This is a genomic window from Mesorhizobium loti, from assembly GCF_013170705.1.
In the GTDB taxonomy this organism is placed as follows: Bacteria; Pseudomonadota; Alphaproteobacteria; order Rhizobiales; family Rhizobiaceae; genus Mesorhizobium; species Mesorhizobium loti_D.
The window spans coordinates 3041911-3061407 of record NZ_CP033334.1 but is presented as its reverse complement, the minus strand read 5'-3'; the positions used below and the strand labels follow the sequence as shown (position 1 = coordinate 3061407).

Below are 19497 nucleotides of genomic sequence, written 5' to 3'. Positions count from 1 at the left end.
AAAAAATTGTCCCGAAAATGCCATTGACAACAATCACATAAAGTTCATAGCATTGCTGATGAGCCTAAAAAAAACCGAGATATCGAACCATAGCGCCCAGCGCCGCAAGCAGCTGCTGGAGGCGGCGTGCGCGGTGATAGCCAGGCGCGGCCTGTCCGGGATCACGGTGAACGACATCGCCAGCGAAGCCGGATGCAGCTATGGCGTCATCGCCTTTCACTTCAAGACGAAGGAGCGCCTGCTGCTTGCGGCCCTCAACCTCGTGGCCAGCAATTATGAGGCGGTCTGGTCCGAGGCGATGGCGGCCGCCCCAAGCTCTCCCGCCGAGCGACTGCGCATTCTACTTGAGGTCGATTTCGATCCGAGGATAGCCAGGGCAGCCGACCTCGCGGTCTGGATGGCCTTCTGGGACGAAGCCCCGCGCGTCACGGCCTACAAGAGGCGTTGCAGCGAACTGAAACGCCGGTCCCTGCAGTCGATAACCGATCTGGTCCGCGAGCTTGCCACGCTTCGGTCGCTCGACATCGATGTCGATGCGGTATCCCAGGGTCTCTATGCCATCACTGACGGCTGCTGGATATTCGGGCACGTCACCGGCCAGAATGGCCCGCAAGACCGCAAACGCTACAGGCAGATCTGCCTGACCTTCCTGTCGGCATTCTTCCCAGACGATTTCAGCCCGGCACCATCCGTTTCGCCCCGCTGACACGACGGCATGCCCGCGGACACCAAGACAACAAGCCAAGACAAGAGACAACACATGTATTCAGAGACCGGATCCCAGTGGAACGTCGCGGAACTCGAAGATGCGGCCCACCGCCATCTCATCAGCCCGGCCGAGGAGCTGGCCAAGCTCGGCACCTCCGGCGGCCGCACCCTGTTCACGTCGGCAGATGGCATCTACATCACCGACAGTCGCGGCCGCAGGATGATCGACGGCCCCGCCGGGATGTGGTGCACGCAGGTCGGCTACAACTGCAAGCCCATCGCCGATGCGATCGCCGCGCAGGCGCTGCGCATCTGCTACAACTCGCCCTGGTATTCGCTGAACGGCCCATCGGCGGGGCTGGCAAGGCGTATCGCCGAATTCGCCCCGGGCGATCTCAACCATGTGTTCTTTACCACCGGCGGCTCATCGGCGGTGGATTCGGCGCTTCGCTTCATGCAGTTCTTCAACAACGTGCTGGGGCGTCCCAGCAAGAAGACGATCATCTGCCGCATCGACGGCTACCACGGAAGCACGCATCTTACCGCGGCCTGTTCGGGGCGGGCTGGCAACCGTCCCAATTTCGACCTGGAGATGGATAACGTCACCTTCATCTCGGCGCCAAACCGCTATCGTCATCCGCAGGGCGGCGACGAAGCCGCTTTCCTCGAATTCCTCGTGGCCGAGTTCGAAGAGCGGATCGAGAGCCTGGGGCCGCAGAATATCGGCGCCTTCCTGGCGGAGCCGGTTCTGGCCTCGGGCGGCGTCATCGTGCCGCCCAAGGGATATCATCGCCGCTTCCTCGAGATCTGCCGCAAGCACGACATCCTCTACATCTCCGACGAGGTCGTCACCGGCTTCGGCCGCTGCGGCGAATGGTTCGCGTCCGAACCCGCCTTCGATATCGTCCCTGACATCATTACCTTCGCCAAGGGGGTAACCTCCGGCTACGTGCCGCTTGGCGGCTTCGTCATCTCGGACGCGGTCCTGGGACGTATATCCGGCGAGAACGCGAAGGGGAGCGCTTACACCAACGGTTACACCTATAGCGGCCATCCAGTGAGTTGCGCGGCGGCGCTTGCCAACATCGAGGTGATCGAGCAAGGCGGGCTGCTCGCGCATGTCCGCGAAGTCGCGCCCTATTTCCAGGAGCAGTTGCGCAAGCTCGGCGAGATTCCTCTTGTCGGCGACGTACGCGGCATCGGTCTGCTGGGTTGCGTGGAATGCGCCACCGATCCGCATTCGCAGGCGGCGACCGACTTCGACAAGGCCGTGGCGGCACGCATCGACCGCCTATGCTACGAGAACGGTCTGATCGTTCGGCCTATAGGCAGCATGTGCGTGCTTTCGCCGGCGCTGATCATCAAGAAGGAAGAGATCGACACCATGATCTCGATCCTGCGCGAGAGCATCGAAAAAGTGCAGGCCGAGATCCGCGCGGAAGGCAGGTTCTGAACCACGCCTTTTTCCACTCTTCCGCTCCAGCGCAAGTGCAAGCCATGGACCCGGCAATGCCCCAACCAGATTCGTCGTCCGCCTCGACGGCACGCAGCAAGGATCCCCTGCTGCAGCCGCTGACCATCAAAAAGCTGGTGCTGCGCAATCGTGTCATGAGCACCAGTCACGCCTCTTTCATGGAGGAAGGCGGATTCCCGCTGGAGCGCTACCAGCGCTATCACGAGGAAAAGGCCAGGGGTGGGCTGGCCCTGACGATGTTCGGCGGTTCCTCGATGGTGGATGTGGATTCGAACTGGGGCGGCGGCCAGATCAACATCGCCACCGACGAGATCATCCCGCACCTGCAGCAGTTCTCGCGGCGCATCCATGCACAGGGGGCGGCCCTGATGTGCCAGATATCGCATCTGGGTCGCCGCGCCGACGCCACGACCAGCAATTGGCTGCCAGCGATCGCCCCTTCCCGATCGAGGGAGACACAGCATCGCGCGTTTTCCCGAGAGATGGACGAACATGACATAGCGCGCGTGGTCAAGGCCTATGGCGATGCGGCCGCGCGCTGCGTCGAAGGCGGTCTGGACGGTGTCGAGACACTGACCGGTGGCCACCTGATCGGCCAGTTCTTTTCTCCACGTACCAATTTCCGCACCGATCGCTTTGGCGGCTCGGTGGAGAACCGCGTTCGCTTCGGCCTGATGGTGCACGAAGAAATCCGCAAGCGAGTCCGGGACGAAACCGTCGTCAGCATGCGCTTCGTCATCGACGAGGCGAGCGAGGATGGCTTGAATTTCGAGGACTGCCTTGAAATCGCGCGGATTTTCGAGCGCGAAGGGCTTATCGACGTATTCAACTGCATATTCGGCAGGATGGATACCGTCATCGCGCTGGCCGAGCAGAACATGCCGGGCATGTCGCAGCCTCTGTCACCCTTCCTCTCACGGGTCGGGATGTTCCGGCAGCATACCAAGCTTCCGGTCTTCCATGCCGCCCGCATTACAGATCTCGCCACGGCGCGCCACGCCATACGCGACGGGCTTCTCGACATGGTCGCCATGACACGCGCCCACATGGCCGATCCGCAGATCGTCAACAAGCTGATGCGCGGCGAGGAGGAACGCATTCGCCCGTGCGTCGGCGCGTCCTACTGCATGCACAAGAAGGTGAATTGCATCCACAATCCGGCTTCTGGTCGCGAGACGATCCTGCCGCAGATTATCGAGCCAGCCAGCCACATCCGCAAGGTGGTGGTCATCGGCGGCGGTCCCGCCGGCCTCGAGGCCGCACGTGTGTGCGCCGAGCGCGGCCATCGCGTGGTGCTCTTCGAGGCATCGAGCAGGCCCGGCGGGCAGGTTCTCCTCGCCTGCCGCGCGACCTGGCGCAAGGATCTGATCGGCATCATCGACTGGCGGGTGTCCGAACTGGAGCGTCTCGGCGTGGACGTTCGCTGCGACGTCTACGCCGGTGACGCCGATGTGCTGGCCGAGGAGCCGGACAGCGTCATCGTTGCCACCGGCGGCTTGCCGGACCTCGACTGGCTGCCGGGCGCGCAACATTGCGAGACCATCTGGGATGTCCTGAGCGCCAGCACGCAGCAAGGCGGCGACGTGCTGCTCTATGACGGGACAGGCAGGCATGAAGGCATATCGACCGCGCTGCACCTGGCCGAGCAGGGAGCATCCGTCCATCTCGTCACCATAGACGACAGCCTCGGGCAGGAGATCGAATATTCCTCTCGCGCTGTCTACCGCAAGCAATTCCGCCAGCGCGGCATAAAGGTGACCGTTGACCACCATCTGGTCAGGGTCGAACGCAACGGCTCCAACCAGCTGAACGCCGTGTTCAGGCATGAACTGACCGGACAGGAACTCGAAATTTCGGCTCCCCGCATCATTGTCGAGCGTGGCACCATGCCTCTCGACGAGGTCTTCAATTCGCTGCGCGATCTTTCCCGCAACAAGGGGGTGACGTCGCTGGCGGCGCTCCTTGACCCGACGGCTGTGCCACAGGAAGCCCGTGCCAGCGGAGGATTTGAGCTGCACCGCATTGGCGATGCCGTTGCCAGCAGGAACATCCACGCCTCCATATACGAGGCCTTCCGCCTTTCTCTCGCCCTATGAACCAGAGGGCCTCATTTCAGGTCGCCGTCATCGGCGGCGGCATCACCGGCGCCAGCGCCGCCAACCATCTGGCCGCCGCTGGTTTTAGCACCGTGCTGCTCGAACGCGGCGACTTTGCCTCCGGCACGTCGAGCCGCTCCAGCCGCCTGCAGCATTGCGGCTTGACCTATTTCTCTCCCGGCCGGTCGATCTGGAACTTCCTGCTCAAGCCCCGCATGGCCATCGAACATCTGGAACTGGCAAGGCGCGCCATGCGCGACCGATCGCGTTTCGTCCGGGCGACGCCGGAACGGGTGCGCCCCGTCCGCTTCTACACGCCGCTCTATCGCAACGACGGCATCCCAGCGTGGAAGGCCCGGCTGGGTTTCCGACTGTTGGAGCTGCTCGATCCCGGCGGCGTGCCGCTCGATTTCGAGGTGCTCGGTTCCGAGGAGGCGGCGTCCGAGCCTGCGCTTCGCCACCTGCGTGGCAGGCAGGATCTGGTCGGCGCGGTCAAGTTCACCGAATACCAGTTCGACTGGCCCGAGCGCATTTGCGTCGATACAGTCATGAATGCCCGCGATTGCGGCGCGCAGGTGCGCAACTATGCCGAAGTGACCGGCATCAGGCAGGCCACGGATGGCAGATGGCATCTTGCTGTTGCCGACAGGCGCGGCCGGGCCGAGGATGGCAATGTCTTGTCGACGATAGCCGCCGACTGCATCGTCAACGCGACCGGCGCCTGGGTGGATGAAACGGCTTCCCGGTGCGGCCTTTCGGTCCCTCACGTCAATCAGGGACTGAAGGGAACAAACATCGTCACGCGGCTGCCGGACGAATTCCGCGGTCTGGCGCTTGAGACGGTCCTGCCAGACGGCAATCCGTTCTATGTCATCCCATGGGGCGATCTGCATTATTTCGGACCTCGCGACGAGCCGTGCGACCCCACGCCCGATGGCTTTCGCGCGGACGAGTCGACCATACTTGCCCTGCTGCAGGATTTCAGGTCGATCTTTCCTTCCATCCCCATCGCGCGCGAAGATGTGCTCTATAGCTGGGCCGGGGTACGGCCGAGGACGGCGCGTCCGGGCCATCCGGATGGCTGCGAGGCGGTTCTGCTCCACGATCTGTCAAGGCCCGGCGGATCCGCCTACTATACTTATACTGGCGGCTTGCTGATGACACACAGGAATGCCGGCGCCAGCATCGCCGAAGCGGTGTCGAAACGAATCCGGCCTGAGTATCCCAGCCGTCCCGTTTCCTACGCTGCCCGGATCGCCAAGCCTTCCTCAACTGGTCATTCCACATCGAGCCACGCAGCAATTGACATCGAGCAGTTGCGGCTCGCTGCCCGCGAGGAACTGGTTTTCCATCTCGACGACCTGCTGTTTCGTCGTCTTGGCCTTGGATGGTCAGAGCGGCTCGGCCTGGATATCGCTCGGCAGGCGGCCGAGGCGATCGCCGATATCATGGGCTGGTCGCCCGCCGAGGTCGCGCAGGAAGTCGAGCGATACAACAATCTCGTTGCGCGGGAATTCGGGATGGCGAAGCCATGCATCTGATCGACGGCCCGACCGTGCATGAACTGCTCGATTACCGCGGCCTGGTCGACGCGTTGCGCCTCGCGCACCAGGCTCCGATGCCAGAGGTTCAAGAGGTCGTGCTCAGCGAGCCCGGAGGCGACAATGCGCGCAATCTGATCGTGTTGCCGGCCTGGCAGCGAGACAGGCTCCTGGGGGCAAAACTGGTCACGGTCTTTCCCGAGAACCCGTCGCGCATCGAACCGTTGCCGGCCAATCAGGGAATTTACGCAGCCTTCGATGCACAAACCGGAACACCGGTAATGGTGGCGGACGGCACCGCCCTGACGTTGAGGAAGACGGCCGCCGATTCCGCCCTTGGCGCGGATCTTCTGGCGAGGGCGGATGCTCGCAATTTACTGATGATCGGCGCTGGTGCCCTAGCGCCTCACGTCATCAGTGCGATGCTCGCTGTCCGCCCATCCATCAGCATCGTCCGCATCTGGAACAGGACGCCAGCGCGGGCGATAGAGATCGCCGATGCAATGGCCCGGGAAGGACTTCCCGTGGAAGTGGCGGAGCGGCTTGACGACGCTCTTTGCGAGGCCGACATCGTTTCAAGCGCGACGATGGCGCAGTCCCCGTTGATCCACGGGCATCTGCTTCGCCCCGGTTGCCATGTCAGCCTGATTGGCGGCTGGAACCCCCAGATGCGGGAAGCAGATGATCGGACGATCGAGCGTGCGAGGCTGTTCACCGACAGCCGTTCTCAATGCAGCTCGTGCGGCGACTTCCTGCAGCCGGTGGAGAGCGGTGTCATGCTATGGGACGATATCGAAGCCGACCTTTTTGAATTGTGTGGTGGCTCCGACCCGCGCCGTATTCTGCCGGAAGACATAACGCTCTACAAGAACTGCGGCGGTGGCCACCTTGACCTGTTTGTCGCTCAGGAATTGATGCGGAAAATTCAGCAACGCACAAGCCAGTCTAACCGCTAACCGTGTGGATCGAGGGCGGCGCTGATCGAGCCTCGTGGAGAGTCCTGAACTGAAAGTCAGGGACTGCGTCCAGAAACGGAGAGCTTTTGATCAGCCCCGGCCAATGGCGGAAAATCGGATTTGGCCAGCACCCCAGCTGTCTCGGCAAAGCTGACAAATGCCTGTCGCGCCTGTTCGGTTGGCATCTGCCCGGCGATCGCGGCGTTGCAGCCTCTCACCGCGCAGCTGTATATCGGTCCCCGACGGGCCTTCGGCCATTGATTCAGGAATACGAGCGCCTCCCGCACCGTGTTGATGTCGTGTACCACATTACTGGTCTTAACCTGCACGGGAGCAAGGAAAGCCAGACTGGTCATTTGTTACCTCCTGTGAATTGCAAAGGGTTGATTCCAGCATCCCATGATGCGGCTCTTTCGTCTGTGACTGCCGGACGTCATTTGACGTTCCTCGCCATCCGCGAGGACCGGGGCCCATCGAGCCCCGGCCTCCTTCGCGACCGTCATTTGTTGCCGTTGATTGCAATGCGCCTGGCGTTTGCCTGCGCCTTTTTGGTCTTCGGCAGTGTCACGGTGAGCACACCGTTCTTGAACGTCGCCGCCACCTTGTCCTCTTCAACCTCACGGCCGAGACTGAAGCGCCGCTCAAAACGCCCGTAGTGGCGTTCGCTGAACTGGCGGTCCTTGTCCTCGCTCTCCGCCTTCTTCTCGCCGCGAAGCGTCAGAACACCGTCATCCAGCATGACCTCGACGTCGTTTTCATCGAGGCCGGGGATTTCGGCCGTCACCCGGATTTCCTGGTCGGTTTCCGAGAACTCCACGCTTGGCCAGGTGCCGTTGAGAGGGGCCACGCGGCCCAGCAACGAAGGCGTGTCAAAACCGCGGAACACCTCGTCGAACAGACGGTTGACATTGCGATGCAACGACAGGAACGGATCCATGTCGTCACCGCGATAGATGCTCGGTGCCTGGCTGCCGCCACGGCTCCAGGGAATCAAGTCACGTACGCTCATTTTTCCTTCTCCTTTTCGTGTTTTTGGGCCGCGCCCAGAACCCCACCCACGACAGGACGGGGTGTCTGCCGCGGGCCGACCGCCGAAGATCAGGCCGCCGCGCTTTCAATGCGCTTGGTCGCCGCCTTCTTGTCGGTCTCGACGTTGATCGCGATGCGGCGCGGCTTCATTTCCTCGGGAATTTCTTTCTTGAGGTCGACAATCAGCAGACCGTTTTCGAGCTTTGCCCCGACAATGGTCACATGATCGGCCAGCTCGAAGCGGCGCGCGAACGGCCTCAACGCCAGGCCATGATGGAGGTATTGAACCTCGTCGTTCTCTGTCTTGACGCCCTCGATAACCAACATATTTGGCTGATGCGTGATCGTAAGCTGGTCTTCACCGAAACCGGCGACCGCGAGGACTATGCGATAGGTGTCTTCGCCGAGCTTGGCGATATCGTAAGGCGGCCAGTTGTCCGCGTTCTGTGACGGGCTGGCGTTTTCGAGCAGGTTGAAGACGCGGTCAAAGCCGATGCTCGACCGATAGAAGGGGGAAAAGTCCAGGTTCGTTCTCATAACTACATCCTCCTTGGAGCAACATAGATACGAGGGAACGCCAAGAAGCGTGGCGCTCCCTGACACATCGGCCCCTTTCGCGGCGACCGACAGTGATGAGTTGGGAATCGATTTCGGCTGCGTCAAGTGCGCCAAGGCATTTTCGCGACCGCCTTCGAATGGCTGGTGGCAAGCGCTCCATTGAGAGAGGCTTGGGCTTGGGCCGTTGCTGATGAGGCGCTGATGAGCCAGGGATGGCCATTGCCGGGAACACGGATAGCAGCGCTAATCGACCTGATCGAGCCAGACGACGAAGGCGACCTGACAGATCACGCCCAGGCGCATTCACGCGCGGACAATTAATCCGGGATGCCCTCATTCCTGCAAGACTGCGAGGACGACGATTGGCCGATAGTGTGGCCGCCCAGGAGTAACCAGGGCGGCCTGCACGAGCCTGTCAGTTCATTTGCAAGCGGCCAGTTCCTTCAATGCCTTTTCGGCATTGGCCTTGCTCGCATAGGTCTTGTTGCCAGCATCGGTCAGTTTCGTACCGTCCGGTTTTTTGGTCACCACCTCACACTTCTTGGTCGTGGCATCCTTGGCCACCCAGTACTCCGTGGCCGCAAATGCAGGGATGCTGAAAATGGCGACAAGTGCACTGGCGATTGCGATTTTGCGGATCATGCTAACCTCCATACAATGTCAGCCCCGAAAAGGGGCGCATTGCCTTTGATCGCCAACGATTTTGGCGCCATTTTGACATCACGCCCCCTGTGACGCGTCGATCGACGCGGCGGCGGTACGATTGCCGCCGCAAGCGAAATCAACCGTCAATTTCTGCAGAATGGTCCGGACCGCTGATCTTGGGTCCTGTCATCCACGGCGGCGCCACGGGAACATCCTCGATGACACCGACCCTGCGTGCCCAGGTCGTAAATGTCTTGTGCGCCGCATCGACCGACCTTCGACCATCATATGCGGAGTAGCAAGCGTCACTCGCCGCTGCGTGAAGCAGCCCGCGCCTTTCGATCGGCCATTCCTCAAGAAACTCTATCGCATCCATGACACAATCGATCCTTCGGAGAGCGAAGCCATCATCTCGTACGAAGATCGCCTGCTTGAACATTCCATCTTCCATGGTGACCTCCTTGAACCCGTGTGGCACCTGATCCTGCCTCACCCCTGTGTGGCGAGGATGTCAGTTCCGGCAAATCGACGAGCTTGAGTGAATGCCATGGCAAACGGGACGGATTCCGACTCGACATCCACCAAGCCGCGCTCGACACAGAAAAAGATTGGAGAAGCCTCTCTTCGGTTCAAGGGGTGTTGGCAACCGGCCAGCAAGAACCTTCTTCAATCGGGTGCCATGGCGACTAAAGGGCCGTCCCGCTTAGCCAAGTCGCATCGGTTTCAGTACTATTGAAAGGTCAAAATGCCGTCCAGGGCCTGCCATTCGGAAGGCCGGATCAGGCGGTGATGGGCGACGCGCACGGAATGGAGCGCGCCTTCCAGTTCCCGCTCCCAGTAATCCAGAAACCCTTTGAGGGTCGGGAATTCCGGTGCGAGATCGTATTCCTGCCAAACGTAGAGCTGCAACAGGCTTGGATGATCGGGGAGATGGTAGTGGATCTCCGCGGTTGTGAGACCGTAGCCCTCCATCTGCAGCCGGAATTCCCTGCTGGCCATGTTTCTCTCCTTCTTAGCTGCTTCTTAGCTGCGTTCAGCCATCAAGGCTTTGCGGGCGTCCTTGATCCCGCCATTCCTTGAAGTCACTGGCAACTTCAGCGCGAATGTCGTCCAGTCGGCGAAGTGCATCCATGACGGCGTCGAACGTCACCGGTCTCGAAGCACCCGGTGGTTTTCGCAGCGCAGGCACGGAGTCGACTGCGCAGGCATCCGACGCCCATGAGGCAAGAATGGCGCGCTTTTCCTGAGTGTCGAGCGTGCGGTCGCCCACCACCTCATCGGGATGACTGAAGTAGCGCGCCGGAAACAGCAGGCGGTCAAGCGAAGGATCAGAAGTTTCAGGGGCGATCGAGGGGATATTTTTCGACAAGGTTTGTTCCATCGACAGTCTCCGCTTCCTAACAATCTCCTTGGCATCGTTGTGGGCCGTACCCCCTTCGGGACTCCAGCCGCCAAAAAATTTCGTGGAGTTCGGGGCGAATTTCAAGACCTGAAAATCGCGCGCCCTGGCGAAAATAGCTGCATGAATTCATGTCCCTAGCACTCGTGAATGCAGAGTGCCAAAATTTTTCCAGCGACCTCTTGAAACTCGAAAATACCAAAACTAGCTCGATATGCGCGCGATGCCTGAGAAAGGGTCGCGGCGCCCCGCACCGGCCGATATTGCCGGTCCGGTGTGGAGGAACCTCAAAAATCTGTTTGTCCCGAAGGAGAACGATATGACGTTCCGTCCATTGCATGACCGTATCCTGGTCCGCCGCATCGAAGCCGATGAGAAGACGGCCGGCGGCATCATCATCCCCGACACCGCCAAGGAGAAGCCGCAGGAGGGCGAGGTGATTGCCGTCGGCCCAGGCGCCCGCGACGACAGCGGCAAGCTCACGCCTCTCGGCGTCGCCATCGGCGACCGCATCCTGTTCGGCAAATGGTCCGGCACGGAGATCAAGCTCAATGGCGAGGATCTGCTCATCATGAAGGAAAGCGACGTGATGGGCGTGATCGAGCAAAGCGCCCAAGTGAGGAAGGCCGCGTGACGGCTTCCCCAAAATCCAAACAGTCAACGAATGCTGCCCAGACAAAGGAGTGATCCAATGGCTGCCAAGGAAGTGAAATTCCATGCCGACGCCCGCGAGCGCATGCTGCGCGGCGTCAACATCCTCGCCGACGCGGTGAAGGTGACGCTCGGCCCCAAGGGCCGCAACGTCGTCATCGACAAGTCGTTCGGCGCCCCGCGCATCACCAAGGACGGCGTCACCGTCGCCAAGGAAATCGAGCTTGAGGACAAGTTCGAGAACATGGGCGCGCAGATGGTCCGTGAGGTCGCTTCGAAGACCAACGACATCGCCGGCGACGGCACCACGACCGCAACGGTGCTGGCCCAGGCCATCGTCAAGGAAGGTGCGAAGGCCGTCGCCTCGGGGATGAACCCGATGGACCTGAAGCGCGGTATCGACAAGGCGGTCGACGCCGTCGTCGGCGAGCTCAAGGCCAATGCCCGTAAGGTGACGAAGAACGACGAGATCGCCCAGGTCGGCACCATATCGGCCAATGGCGACGCCGAGATCGGCCGCTTCCTCGCCGAAGCGATGGAGAAGGTCGGCAATGAGGGCGTCATCACGGTTGAGGAAGCCAAGACCGCCGAGACCGAACTCGAAGTTGTCGAAGGCATGCAGTTCGATCGCGGCTATCTCTCGCCTTACTTCATCACCAATCAGGACAAGATGCGCGTCGAGCTTGAAGATCCCTATGTGCTGATCCACGAAAAGAAGCTGTCAAATCTGCAGGCGCTGCTTCCGGTGCTGGAGGCCGTCGTTCAGTCGTCCAAGCCGCTGCTGATCATCGCCGAGGATGTCGAGGGCGAGGCTCTGGCCACGCTCGTCGTCAACAAGCTGCGCGGTGGCCTTAAGGTCGCCGCCGTCAAGGCGCCGGGTTTCGGCGACCGCCGCAAGGCCATGCTGGAGGATATTGCCATCCTCACCGGCGGCACCGCGATCTCGGAAGATCTCGGCATCAAGCTTGAGAATGTCACGCTCAACATGCTGGGCCGTGCCAAGAAGGTGGTGATCGAGAAGGAGAACACCACCATCGTCGACGGCGCCGGTTCGAAAAGCGAGATCCAGGGCCGCGTCAGCCAGATCAAGGCACAAATCGAGGAGACTACCTCCGACTACGACAAGGAAAAGCTGCAGGAGCGGCTGGCCAAGCTCGCCGGCGGTGTCGCCGTCATTCGTGTCGGGGGCTCGACCGAGGTCGAGGTCAAGGAGCGCAAGGACCGCGTCGACGATGCCATGCATGCGACGCGCGCCGCGGTCGAGGAAGGCGTATTGCCAGGCGGTGGCGTGGCGCTTCTGCGGGCGGCCAGGGCACTGGACAGCGTGCAGCCCGAGAATGAGGACCAGAAGCACGGTATCGAGATCGTGCGCCGCGCGATCGAGGCGCCCGTGCGCCAGATCGCCGAGAACGCCGGCGCGGAAGGCTCGATCATCGTCGGCAAGCTGCGCGAGAGGCCGGAATTCGGCTGGGGCTGGAACGCACAGACCAACGCGTTCGGCGACCTCTACAACGAGGGGGTCATCGATCCGGTGAAGGTAGTGCGGACCGCGCTCCAGGACGCGGCATCGGTTGCCGGCCTGCTGGTGACAACGGAAGCGATGGTTGCCGAGAAACCAAGGAAGGAACCCGCCGTTCCGGCAATGCCGGCTGGTGGCATGGATTTCTGACGCTAACGGCAGTGTCCGCGCCCGGTGGGCGCGGACACCCTGACAAAAGGTAGAGCCATGAACGTGATGAACTTTAACGTAATCCCCCCGCCGTCGCGTGCGGCCACCGATCTGAACTACGAAGCAGACCTCAAGGTTGCGCTTGACCCGATACTGGTCGAGTTGCTCGACAGAGCGGAGGCCGCGGGTTGGGATCGGCGCAAGGCAGCATACACGGTGATGTTTCTGGCCGCGCGGAATCTTACCGACAGCAAGGGCCCGCCTGGAAACGGGAGTTCGGCAAGCTGAGGCGCGGCGCACGCGATCCATCGCGCACGCGCCGAGGGAAAGGGCTTCCGATCGATTGAGCTAACCACGTGAAAACGGAGGAAAACATGGAACATGATCGATTTCAGCATCCCGTAAGGGTGCTCGTGGGTCTTGGGTTTCCGACCGACATTCAAAGCGTAAAAGACGCCTTCGTCCTGCTGGATGAATGGCCGCCCTCGAAGCGAGGCCCTGCTCATGGCGTCGCGCTCAATGCCTGTCGGGCAGCCCTCGCCGGCGAGGTGGATGCCGAGACCGCTCGCGGCACTTTTGTCGCCTTCGCCCGCCGCATGGATTTGCTTGTACAGGCCGAAGGCGACATCGTCGCGGCCAAGGCAGTTGGCGCTTTCGGGGCTGCTTCGAAAGGCCCCTACAACAAGTCGATGTAATCGGTCCGCGGGGGCGGAGAAAGCCATGAGGGATATTCGATTTCCCGAACCAGTGAGACTGCGCGTGAGATCCTCGAGGGAGCGGGTGGTTGCCAGCAGTTGGGAGGCACTTGAGTGCCTCCATGACCAGTGGCCAGAATGGGCGAGAGGACCAAGCTATCGAGCTGCCTGCCGCACTTGCCGCGACTCCTTGGACGGATGGCGGGCTCCGCAACAAGCAAGAAGGGCATTTTTGAAAGCGGCCCGTCGTGCGGGTCTGGTCCAGGCCCCATAGCGAGCTCTGCGCCGAGGCAAGTCTTTACCTTGCAGACGACGCGATCTGGACGATCGCATGCCTCCGTCGGACCGGCAAAGGAGCGTCTAGTCTAGATCGGGGGCCGACAGCGGTCGATCCTGTTGCAACCAGCTGCTGCGGTAAGAGCCGACCTCATCATTGGCGAGTGGGCCAGTATCAGATCTTCAAGAATCGATAGGCGAAGCGATCGGTCTCGCCTTTGATGGAGGGATCGAACACCTTGGTCGAGTGCGGATCGTCCTTGTTCGCGAGCATGGTGCTTTGCGCGTCCAGCATGAAGCCGGCCGCCTCCACCTCCTCGAGGACGGACGCAGGGTCGATCCGATGCAGCGCCTGAGTGTCGCTCGTGCCCGCCCCTGCGGTGGCGGCGTGGTCTACGATGACGTAGGACCCGCCGGGCTTCAGCCGCTCGTGGACGGCTCGATTGAAGTCGGCCGCGGTCGCGCCCCTGGCCTGGATCAGCGCGGTATGGAGATCGTGGTAGAACAGGTGCAGCCACAGGACATCCGCTGGCTGCGTGACCTCCGGCATCGCCACGAGGTCAGCCGAGACGGCTTCGACGTTCTCTCGGCCCGGCTCCTTCGCAAGCGTCCGCATGCGGCCGACCGGATCGTTCTTGAAGTGAGCGACCTCGGCCGGGACGAAGCTGTAGACTCGCCCCTTGGGTCCGACGATGTCGGAGAAGAGGCGCGTCCAGTCTCCGTCGCCTGGGTACACGTCAATCACGGTGGAGCCCGCATCGATGCGTGCGAAGCGGATCAATTCGGATAGCTTGGACTGGTCGTACATAGGAATCTCCCTTACGGCTTGGCATTCGACGAGCGGGCGGCGTGCGAGGCGACAGTCCACGAGAGCCCAGTCTCCTTGCGGTCTGGGTGGTCTTCTCGATGCTCATGGGAATTTCTCCATCGCGCTCGATTCGATCCGTGTATCCCGACGCTGCCGGTTGGCATGTCGTGTTCATCCGTCGAACTTGACCAAGTCCTTGAAGATCAGATGCCCCCAGCTATTTCCGCGCGCCTGGACCAGCAGCCCACCTTCCGACAGCCCGCCAAGTTTGATTGGCGAGAAACCGAGCTTTTCCGCGAGCACACCAATCTCCGCTGCGGCAGCGTCATCGTCGCTCGCCAGGAACACGACTCTTTTGCCACCATGCGCGGCCGGATCCTGGTCAAGGACGGCAGCGACCAGATGGTTGAAGCCCTTGACCAGTTTTGCGCCTGAGAATGCCTGTGCAACGAACTTGGAAGAAGGCTGTCCCCCCAGTTTTTCAGGAGGCACGCCGTAGGCATTGGTCACATCGACGATGGTCTTTCCCTGCCAGGTGGCGAGCGCCTTGGCGACATCCGGGTGCGCTTCGAAACGGACCGCCAAAAAGATGATGTCCGCCTTGACCGCTTCCGCCAGTGTTTTGGGAATGATCGTGGGTCCGATCGCGGCCGCATCGGCTGCAAAGCTTTTCGGGTCGCGCGTGGTTGCCACGAACACTTCGATGCCTTTGCGGGCAAACGCCTTGGCCAGGGCCTTGCCGATATTGCCGAAGCCGATAATTGCGTAGCTCATAATGCTTCTCCGATCCTGTGTTAACGCCGGGTCAGACCTGTGCCCAGCCACCATCGACGGCGAGATCTATACCGGTGATGTAGGAGCTTTGATCGGAGGCGAGGAACGTGAGCGCAGCCGCGATTTCCTCTGGCTTGCCCCTGCGACCCATTGGGATCTGTGCAGCAAACTGGGCGACCGCCTCCTCGGCTTGCTCAGCGGTAAGGCCGGTCGTTGTCGCCAAGGCGGGAGTCTCGATCGCGCCAGGGCTCATAGTATTGACGCGGATGTTTCGGTCCTTCAACTCCATGGTCCAGGACCGCGAGAAGCTGCGAACAGCCGCCTTGCTTGCTGCGTAGGCGCTGAACGCTGGTAGCCCCATCACATTCGAGACCGAAGAGTTCAGAATGATCGATCCGCCGTCTTTGAAGAGGGGAAGGGCCTTCTGCACCGTAAAGAACAACCCCTTCACGTTCACATCGAAGGTCTGGTCAAAATGAGCCTCAGTGGCTGCCGCGAGCGGCGCGATTGTCCCTGCGCCCGCGTTCGCGAAGAGAATGTCGATGTGACCATGTTTCTCTTTCACAGTGGCGTAGAGCCGGTCCAGATCTTCCAAGCGCGAAACATCGCCCACGACCGTGGTCACGTTTCTCCCGATAAGGGCTGCGGCCTCTTGTAAGACTTTCTCGCGTCGCCCAAAGATCACGATCTGGGCACCTTCTTCCACGAAACGCTTGGCCGTCGCCAAGCCAATCCCGCTGCTTCCGCCTGTGATGACAGCAACCTTGCCTTCGAGTTTTTTCATGATCTTTCACCTTTGGTTGTATGTTTTTGGGTTTCGTAAAGTTTGAGAAGCGTGGCCCCGCATGGGGGTCAGAGTTGCGCCAGACCGCCGTCGACGGCGACCTCGCTGGCGGTCATGAAGCTGCTGTCCGACGATGCGAGAAAGGCGGCCACGGCCCCGATCTCCGCCGGATCGGCCATGCGCTGGAGCGGAGTCATCGCGCCATAGGCCTTCTGGCCTTCCTCGCCCAACGCCTCCTTCGCGAGTTCGGTCGCCGTCGCTCCGGGCGACAGCACGTTTACCCGGATGCCGGTGCCCTTCAGGTCTTCCGCCCAGGTCCGTGCGAGGTTGCGCACTGCCGCCTTGCTCGCGCTGTAGGCGGTGAATCCCGGAGCGCCCGTTGTGCCGGCGCTCGATCCGGTCAGGATGATTGAGCCGCCTTGCCCCATCAGCGGCAACGCCTTCTGGACCGTGAAGATCGTGCCCTTCACATTGGTGTCGAAGGTTTCATCAATGTGCTGGGCGGTAATCTTGCCGAGGGGAAACGGGCTTCCCGCCCCGGCATTGGCGAAGACGATGTCAAGCGTTCCGCGCTCGGCCTTCACCGCCGCGTAGAGCCGGTCAAGGTCGGCCTCATTCGAGACCGAGCCTTTCACTGGGCGGGCATTGTGTCCGAGCTCCGCCACGGCGGCGTCGAGCGCTTCCTGCCGGCGGCCGAAGATGAAGACGAAGGCGCCCTCCTCGATGAAGCGCTTTGCCGCGGCGCGGCCGATGCCGGTCGCGCCGCCGGTGATGACGGCGGTCTTGCCATTCAGTCTGTTCATGTCATGCATCCTTCGTTTCGCCGTCTCGTGTCTTGGCTGTACGGAAAGTCCCGCGAGAGCCCCAAGATGGGTTCGCCGAAGTCGGGCGGTGAGTGCGCAATCGCGCACATCGGTGGTGCGAAAACGATCCGGCTAAATGATTGAACGCCGCGACGACCGCGCGAACTATGGCTGATCGTGTTAGAATGGCCTTTGCAAACCGCACTGCCTGGCGCAGGAATGCACCATGATCGACTGGGATGATGTTCGCTACTTTCTTGCCGCCGCGCGTGGAGGCTCGGTGCGGGCTGCCGCCGCGCACCTCGGTGTCAACCATGCGACGGTTCTGCGACGCATCGCCCAGTTCGAGGAACGCCTCGGGGCGCGGATGTTCGAAAAGCTGCCTTCGGGCTACCGCCTGACGGCTGCGGGCGAGGAGGTCCTCGAGCTTGCGAACCAGATGGAGGCGTCGTCGCACCAACTGGAGACGCGGGTCTTCGGGCGCGACCAGAGCGTGCGCGGGCTTCTGCGGGTGACGCTGGCACCGACCCTCGCGACACACCTGCTCATGCCGGACCTCGCCGATTTCGCGCGTCTGCATCCGGACATAGAGATGGAAATCCTGTCTTCCGGCGAGCTGGCAAATCTGACCAATCGAGAGGCCGACGTGGCGATCCGCGTCGTCTACGACCGCAAAACCCTGCCGCTCAATCTTCACGGCCTGAAGGGACCGGAGCTGTTCGGCGGCGTCTACATGTCCCGGGATCTACTGGCCGCGTGGCGTGCGGGCGCGCCTGATCCCATCCGGTGGATCGTCATAAGCATTCATGGAATCCCGGATTGGGCCAGCGAGGGTGAGGTTCGCACCACGGGGGCTCCATTCAGGACCACGGACGGCGAGGCGCAGATCGTCGCTGTACGGCAGGGGCTTGGGATCACGACACTGCCGTGCTTCGTCGGAGATGCCAACCCTCTGCTGGTGAGAGTGCCAGGCACCGACCTGCACATGTACGGAACGCTCTGGCTTCTCACACAGGGGGAGACGCGCAAGACGAAGCGCGTGCGGCTCTTCACGGAGTTCGTATCCCGCAGGCTCGCCGCATACGCGCCGCTTCTCGCGGGGCTATCCATATCGCGTGACTGATGCCCGGCAGGTCGCCGACGACGCATCCCGCGGATAAGAATGACTGCCCACGGTAACGTTATGAACCTGTCAATGAGGACGTGGTGTCGGTGGTGCGGCCTCAATCAACGCTCAACGCGATGTCCCACGCACCATGTCTCCATGAACAGGTCGTTGTCCCACCGGTAGAAGCCAACGCGGAAATCACAGTCGCATGTGAATGCCTTGTATCGGGTCGAAGGCGGGCTCGAGGCGCCAAGAAATGACCGAATGGCGGCTTTCAGGAAACTGAGCGTGGGAACATAGCGTATCTGAATTGGCCCACTTCAAAGCGAGGATAGCCATAACCAATTGATATTGAACAGTTATGGTGGGCCCGGAGGATGTAGCAAAATTGTTGATTTCATTGGATTTTTCGTAGGCCAGAATCGGAATTCTTCCCATATCCGCATGGTCCCGCGTCAATGGGTGTCAGTCGCCACCGAGAATTGACCCGGCACGAGCCCGCTGCGCCATACCGACAAGGGTTTGCGAGTGAGCGTGGAGGTCGCGGGCAGCCTGAGGGTATGCAATTTCGTCACCGCTAAAAACGACCATGAACTGCGCAGCGAACTCGGGGATGGTTTTGGCCGGAGTTGCGAGCATGGTTTCCACGATGTCGGCCATGTCGGCGTAAAGCCGATCCAGATCGTTGTCGCAAATGTCAAAGCAGATCGATTCCCTTAGCGCCTCCCAACGACGAAAGCCCGCCAGGATCGGGCTTTCGTTCAAGTTTGCAGCAGAAGGCCATTCCACCGCGGGCGCGCCAATGGTTGGAATGGAGACGACGGTACCGAGCACAGCGCGTCTGGTTGTTGGGTGGAAAGTCATATCGAAGTCTCCACGGTCGAACTGGTTCCTACGGCCGGCAAGCCGAAGCTGCATTGCTCTAGATCAAAATCATCGGCAAACGGGCCGAAACCGAAGGTGAGTTCATCCGCGTCCTCAAGGGAACGACACCAACTTATGGAACCCAAACGGCCCGTCGCCCGATTTGATTGGGATCGGAGAGCGACGGGCCGGATTGCCTGAGAATGCACCCGGGAACTGGCGGGACGAGGCGCTTATCGGCAGTTAGGTACGCCGATCGCAAATGCAGCTCAAAGACTGTGGATCGCCCTCGAAAGCGCAACACGGACATTCATCGCTGAAGGATCCGAAGCTGCCACTGAGGGCAACGGATCTACCGCAAGGACCTTGACCGCGTTGTCACCATTTTCTGTCAGCAGCACGTTGCACCAGACAGCGGTAGCTACTCCATTTCTAGCCTTGAATATGACATCGGGATTGGACACACCAAGCACCCGAAAGCCGCCCGTTCTGGAGCCGTCCCGGGCACGTTTCTGACTCCTCATTCCAACGGACTGAACTACTTTGAAACCGTGACTGGCCAATTTTTCGCTGACATAAGGGACGGCTTTGGCAAGCGACATGCGTATCATCTTGCTGATGCCGTTGGACATAAGTTGGTGCGCTCCCGTGCCCGTTTG

24 protein-coding genes are annotated in these 19497 nt (G+C 61.2%); 11 read left to right on the top strand and 13 right to left on the bottom strand.

Annotated features, from left to right (window positions below):
• Positions 1–58: 58 nt before the first annotated feature.
• From EB815_RS14860 to EB815_RS14840, 5 genes are read left to right on the top strand one after another with little or no spacing between them, the layout of a single operon-like run.
• Entirely contained in the window at positions 59–706 is a 648-nt protein-coding gene (locus tag EB815_RS14860) for a TetR family transcriptional regulator C-terminal domain-containing protein (protein ID WP_162258916.1), read from the top strand.
• A gap of 54 nt (positions 707–760) precedes the next feature.
• On the top strand, positions 761–2161 hold the full coding sequence (locus EB815_RS14855; protein ID WP_056570716.1) for an aminotransferase: 1401 nt from the start codon (positions 761–763) through the stop codon (positions 2159–2161).
• Positions 2162–2217: 56 nt separating this feature from the next.
• On the top strand, positions 2218–4278 hold the full coding sequence (locus EB815_RS14850) for an NADH:flavin oxidoreductase (protein WP_056572020.1): 2061 nt from the start codon (positions 2218–2220) through the stop codon (positions 4276–4278).
• Positions 4275–5819, top strand: a complete 1545-nt coding sequence (locus EB815_RS14845) for an FAD-dependent oxidoreductase (RefSeq protein ID WP_056570715.1) — start codon at positions 4275–4277, stop codon at positions 5817–5819. Before EB815_RS14850 ends, EB815_RS14845 begins: the two co-directional genes overlap by 4 nt.
• On the top strand, positions 5810–6775 hold the full coding sequence (locus tag EB815_RS14840) for an ornithine cyclodeaminase family protein (protein ID WP_056570713.1): 966 nt from the start codon (positions 5810–5812) through the stop codon (positions 6773–6775). The genes EB815_RS14845 and EB815_RS14840 overlap by 10 nt, the downstream gene beginning before the upstream one ends.
• Positions 6776–6831: 56 nt before the next feature.
• On the opposite strand, the gene EB815_RS14835 is transcribed toward EB815_RS14840, so the two are convergent.
• The 7 genes from EB815_RS14835 to EB815_RS14805 all read right to left on the bottom strand — a co-directional run bounded on the left by EB815_RS14835 (position 6832) and on the right by EB815_RS14805 (position 10388).
• Positions 6832–7131 carry a DUF982 domain-containing protein gene (locus EB815_RS14835; RefSeq protein ID WP_056570711.1) on the bottom strand — a complete coding sequence of 100 codons (300 nt, stop codon included), beginning with the start codon at positions 7129–7131 and terminating at the stop codon, positions 6832–6834.
• A gap of 143 nt (positions 7132–7274) precedes the next feature.
• Positions 7275–7784, bottom strand: coding sequence for an Hsp20/alpha crystallin family protein (locus tag EB815_RS14830; RefSeq protein WP_056570709.1), 510 nt, complete (start codon positions 7782–7784; stop codon positions 7275–7277).
• Between the two features lie 89 nt (positions 7785–7873).
• Positions 7874–8341, bottom strand: a complete 468-nt coding sequence (locus tag EB815_RS14825; RefSeq protein ID WP_056570707.1) for an Hsp20 family protein — start codon at positions 8339–8341, stop codon at positions 7874–7876.
• A 441-nt stretch (positions 8342–8782) separates the two neighbouring features.
• Positions 8783–9004, bottom strand: coding sequence for a hypothetical protein (locus tag EB815_RS14820; protein WP_056570703.1), 222 nt, complete (start codon positions 9002–9004; stop codon positions 8783–8785).
• A 139-nt stretch (positions 9005–9143) separates the two neighbouring features.
• Positions 9144–9458: a DUF982 domain-containing protein gene (locus EB815_RS14815; RefSeq protein ID WP_056572018.1), complete on the bottom strand. Its 315-nt coding sequence runs from the start codon at positions 9456–9458 to the stop codon at positions 9144–9146.
• Between the two features lie 278 nt (positions 9459–9736).
• Positions 9737–10006: an usg protein gene (locus EB815_RS14810; protein ID WP_056570701.1), complete on the bottom strand. Its 270-nt coding sequence runs from the start codon at positions 10004–10006 to the stop codon at positions 9737–9739.
• Positions 10007–10040: 34 nt separating this feature from the next.
• Positions 10041–10388, bottom strand: coding sequence for a hypothetical protein (locus EB815_RS14805; RefSeq protein WP_056570699.1), 348 nt, complete (start codon positions 10386–10388; stop codon positions 10041–10043).
• 337 nt (positions 10389–10725) lie between these two features.
• Between EB815_RS14805 and EB815_RS14800 the strand changes: the two genes are divergently transcribed.
• From EB815_RS14800 to EB815_RS14780, 5 genes are all read left to right on the top strand, one after another.
• Positions 10726–11040 (top strand): co-chaperone GroES, encoded by a 315-nt coding sequence (locus EB815_RS14800; protein ID WP_056572016.1) that lies wholly within the window; start codon positions 10726–10728, stop codon positions 11038–11040.
• 57 nt (positions 11041–11097) lie between these two features.
• Positions 11098–12726 carry a chaperonin GroEL gene (gene groL / locus EB815_RS14795; protein WP_065005562.1) on the top strand — a complete coding sequence of 543 codons (1629 nt, stop codon included), beginning with the start codon at positions 11098–11100 and terminating at the stop codon, positions 12724–12726.
• A 57-nt stretch (positions 12727–12783) separates the two neighbouring features.
• Positions 12784–13014 (top strand): hypothetical protein, encoded by a 231-nt coding sequence (locus tag EB815_RS14790; RefSeq protein WP_056572014.1) that lies wholly within the window; start codon positions 12784–12786, stop codon positions 13012–13014.
• Between the two features lie 86 nt (positions 13015–13100).
• Positions 13101–13421 carry a DUF982 domain-containing protein gene (locus EB815_RS14785; protein WP_056572012.1) on the top strand — a complete coding sequence of 107 codons (321 nt, stop codon included), beginning with the start codon at positions 13101–13103 and terminating at the stop codon, positions 13419–13421.
• Positions 13422–13446: 25 nt separating this feature from the next.
• Positions 13447–13695 carry a DUF982 domain-containing protein gene (locus tag EB815_RS14780; protein ID WP_081295085.1) on the top strand — a complete coding sequence of 83 codons (249 nt, stop codon included), beginning with the start codon at positions 13447–13449 and terminating at the stop codon, positions 13693–13695.
• 177 nt (positions 13696–13872) lie between these two features.
• Here EB815_RS14780 and EB815_RS14775 read toward each other — a convergent pair whose 3' ends face one another.
• The 4 genes from EB815_RS14775 to EB815_RS14760 all read right to left on the bottom strand — a co-directional run bounded on the left by EB815_RS14775 (position 13873) and on the right by EB815_RS14760 (position 16866).
• On the bottom strand, positions 13873–14505 hold the full coding sequence (locus EB815_RS14775) for a class I SAM-dependent methyltransferase (RefSeq protein WP_056570695.1): 633 nt from the start codon (positions 14503–14505) through the stop codon (positions 13873–13875).
• A 171-nt stretch (positions 14506–14676) separates the two neighbouring features.
• Positions 14677–15279, bottom strand: coding sequence for an NADPH-dependent F420 reductase (locus EB815_RS14770; protein WP_056570693.1), 603 nt, complete (start codon positions 15277–15279; stop codon positions 14677–14679).
• Positions 15280–15310: 31 nt separating this feature from the next.
• Positions 15311–16063, bottom strand: a complete 753-nt coding sequence (locus EB815_RS14765; protein WP_056570691.1) for an SDR family NAD(P)-dependent oxidoreductase — start codon at positions 16061–16063, stop codon at positions 15311–15313.
• A 68-nt stretch (positions 16064–16131) separates the two neighbouring features.
• On the bottom strand, positions 16132–16866 hold the full coding sequence (locus EB815_RS14760) for an SDR family NAD(P)-dependent oxidoreductase (protein ID WP_056572010.1): 735 nt from the start codon (positions 16864–16866) through the stop codon (positions 16132–16134).
• A gap of 226 nt (positions 16867–17092) precedes the next feature.
• On the opposite strand from EB815_RS14760, the gene EB815_RS14755 reads away from it, so the two are divergent.
• Positions 17093–17989: a LysR family transcriptional regulator gene (locus EB815_RS14755; RefSeq protein WP_056570689.1), complete on the top strand. Its 897-nt coding sequence runs from the start codon at positions 17093–17095 to the stop codon at positions 17987–17989.
• A 450-nt stretch (positions 17990–18439) separates the two neighbouring features.
• Here EB815_RS14755 and EB815_RS14750 read toward each other — a convergent pair whose 3' ends face one another.
• Complete coding sequence (locus EB815_RS14750) at positions 18440–18838, bottom strand: hypothetical protein (protein WP_155772523.1); 399 nt, start codon at positions 18836–18838, stop codon at positions 18440–18442.
• 269 nt (positions 18839–19107) lie between these two features.
• Positions 19108–19470, bottom strand: coding sequence for a hypothetical protein (locus EB815_RS14745; protein WP_155772522.1), 363 nt, complete (start codon positions 19468–19470; stop codon positions 19108–19110).
• Positions 19471–19497 lie beyond the last annotated feature (27 nt).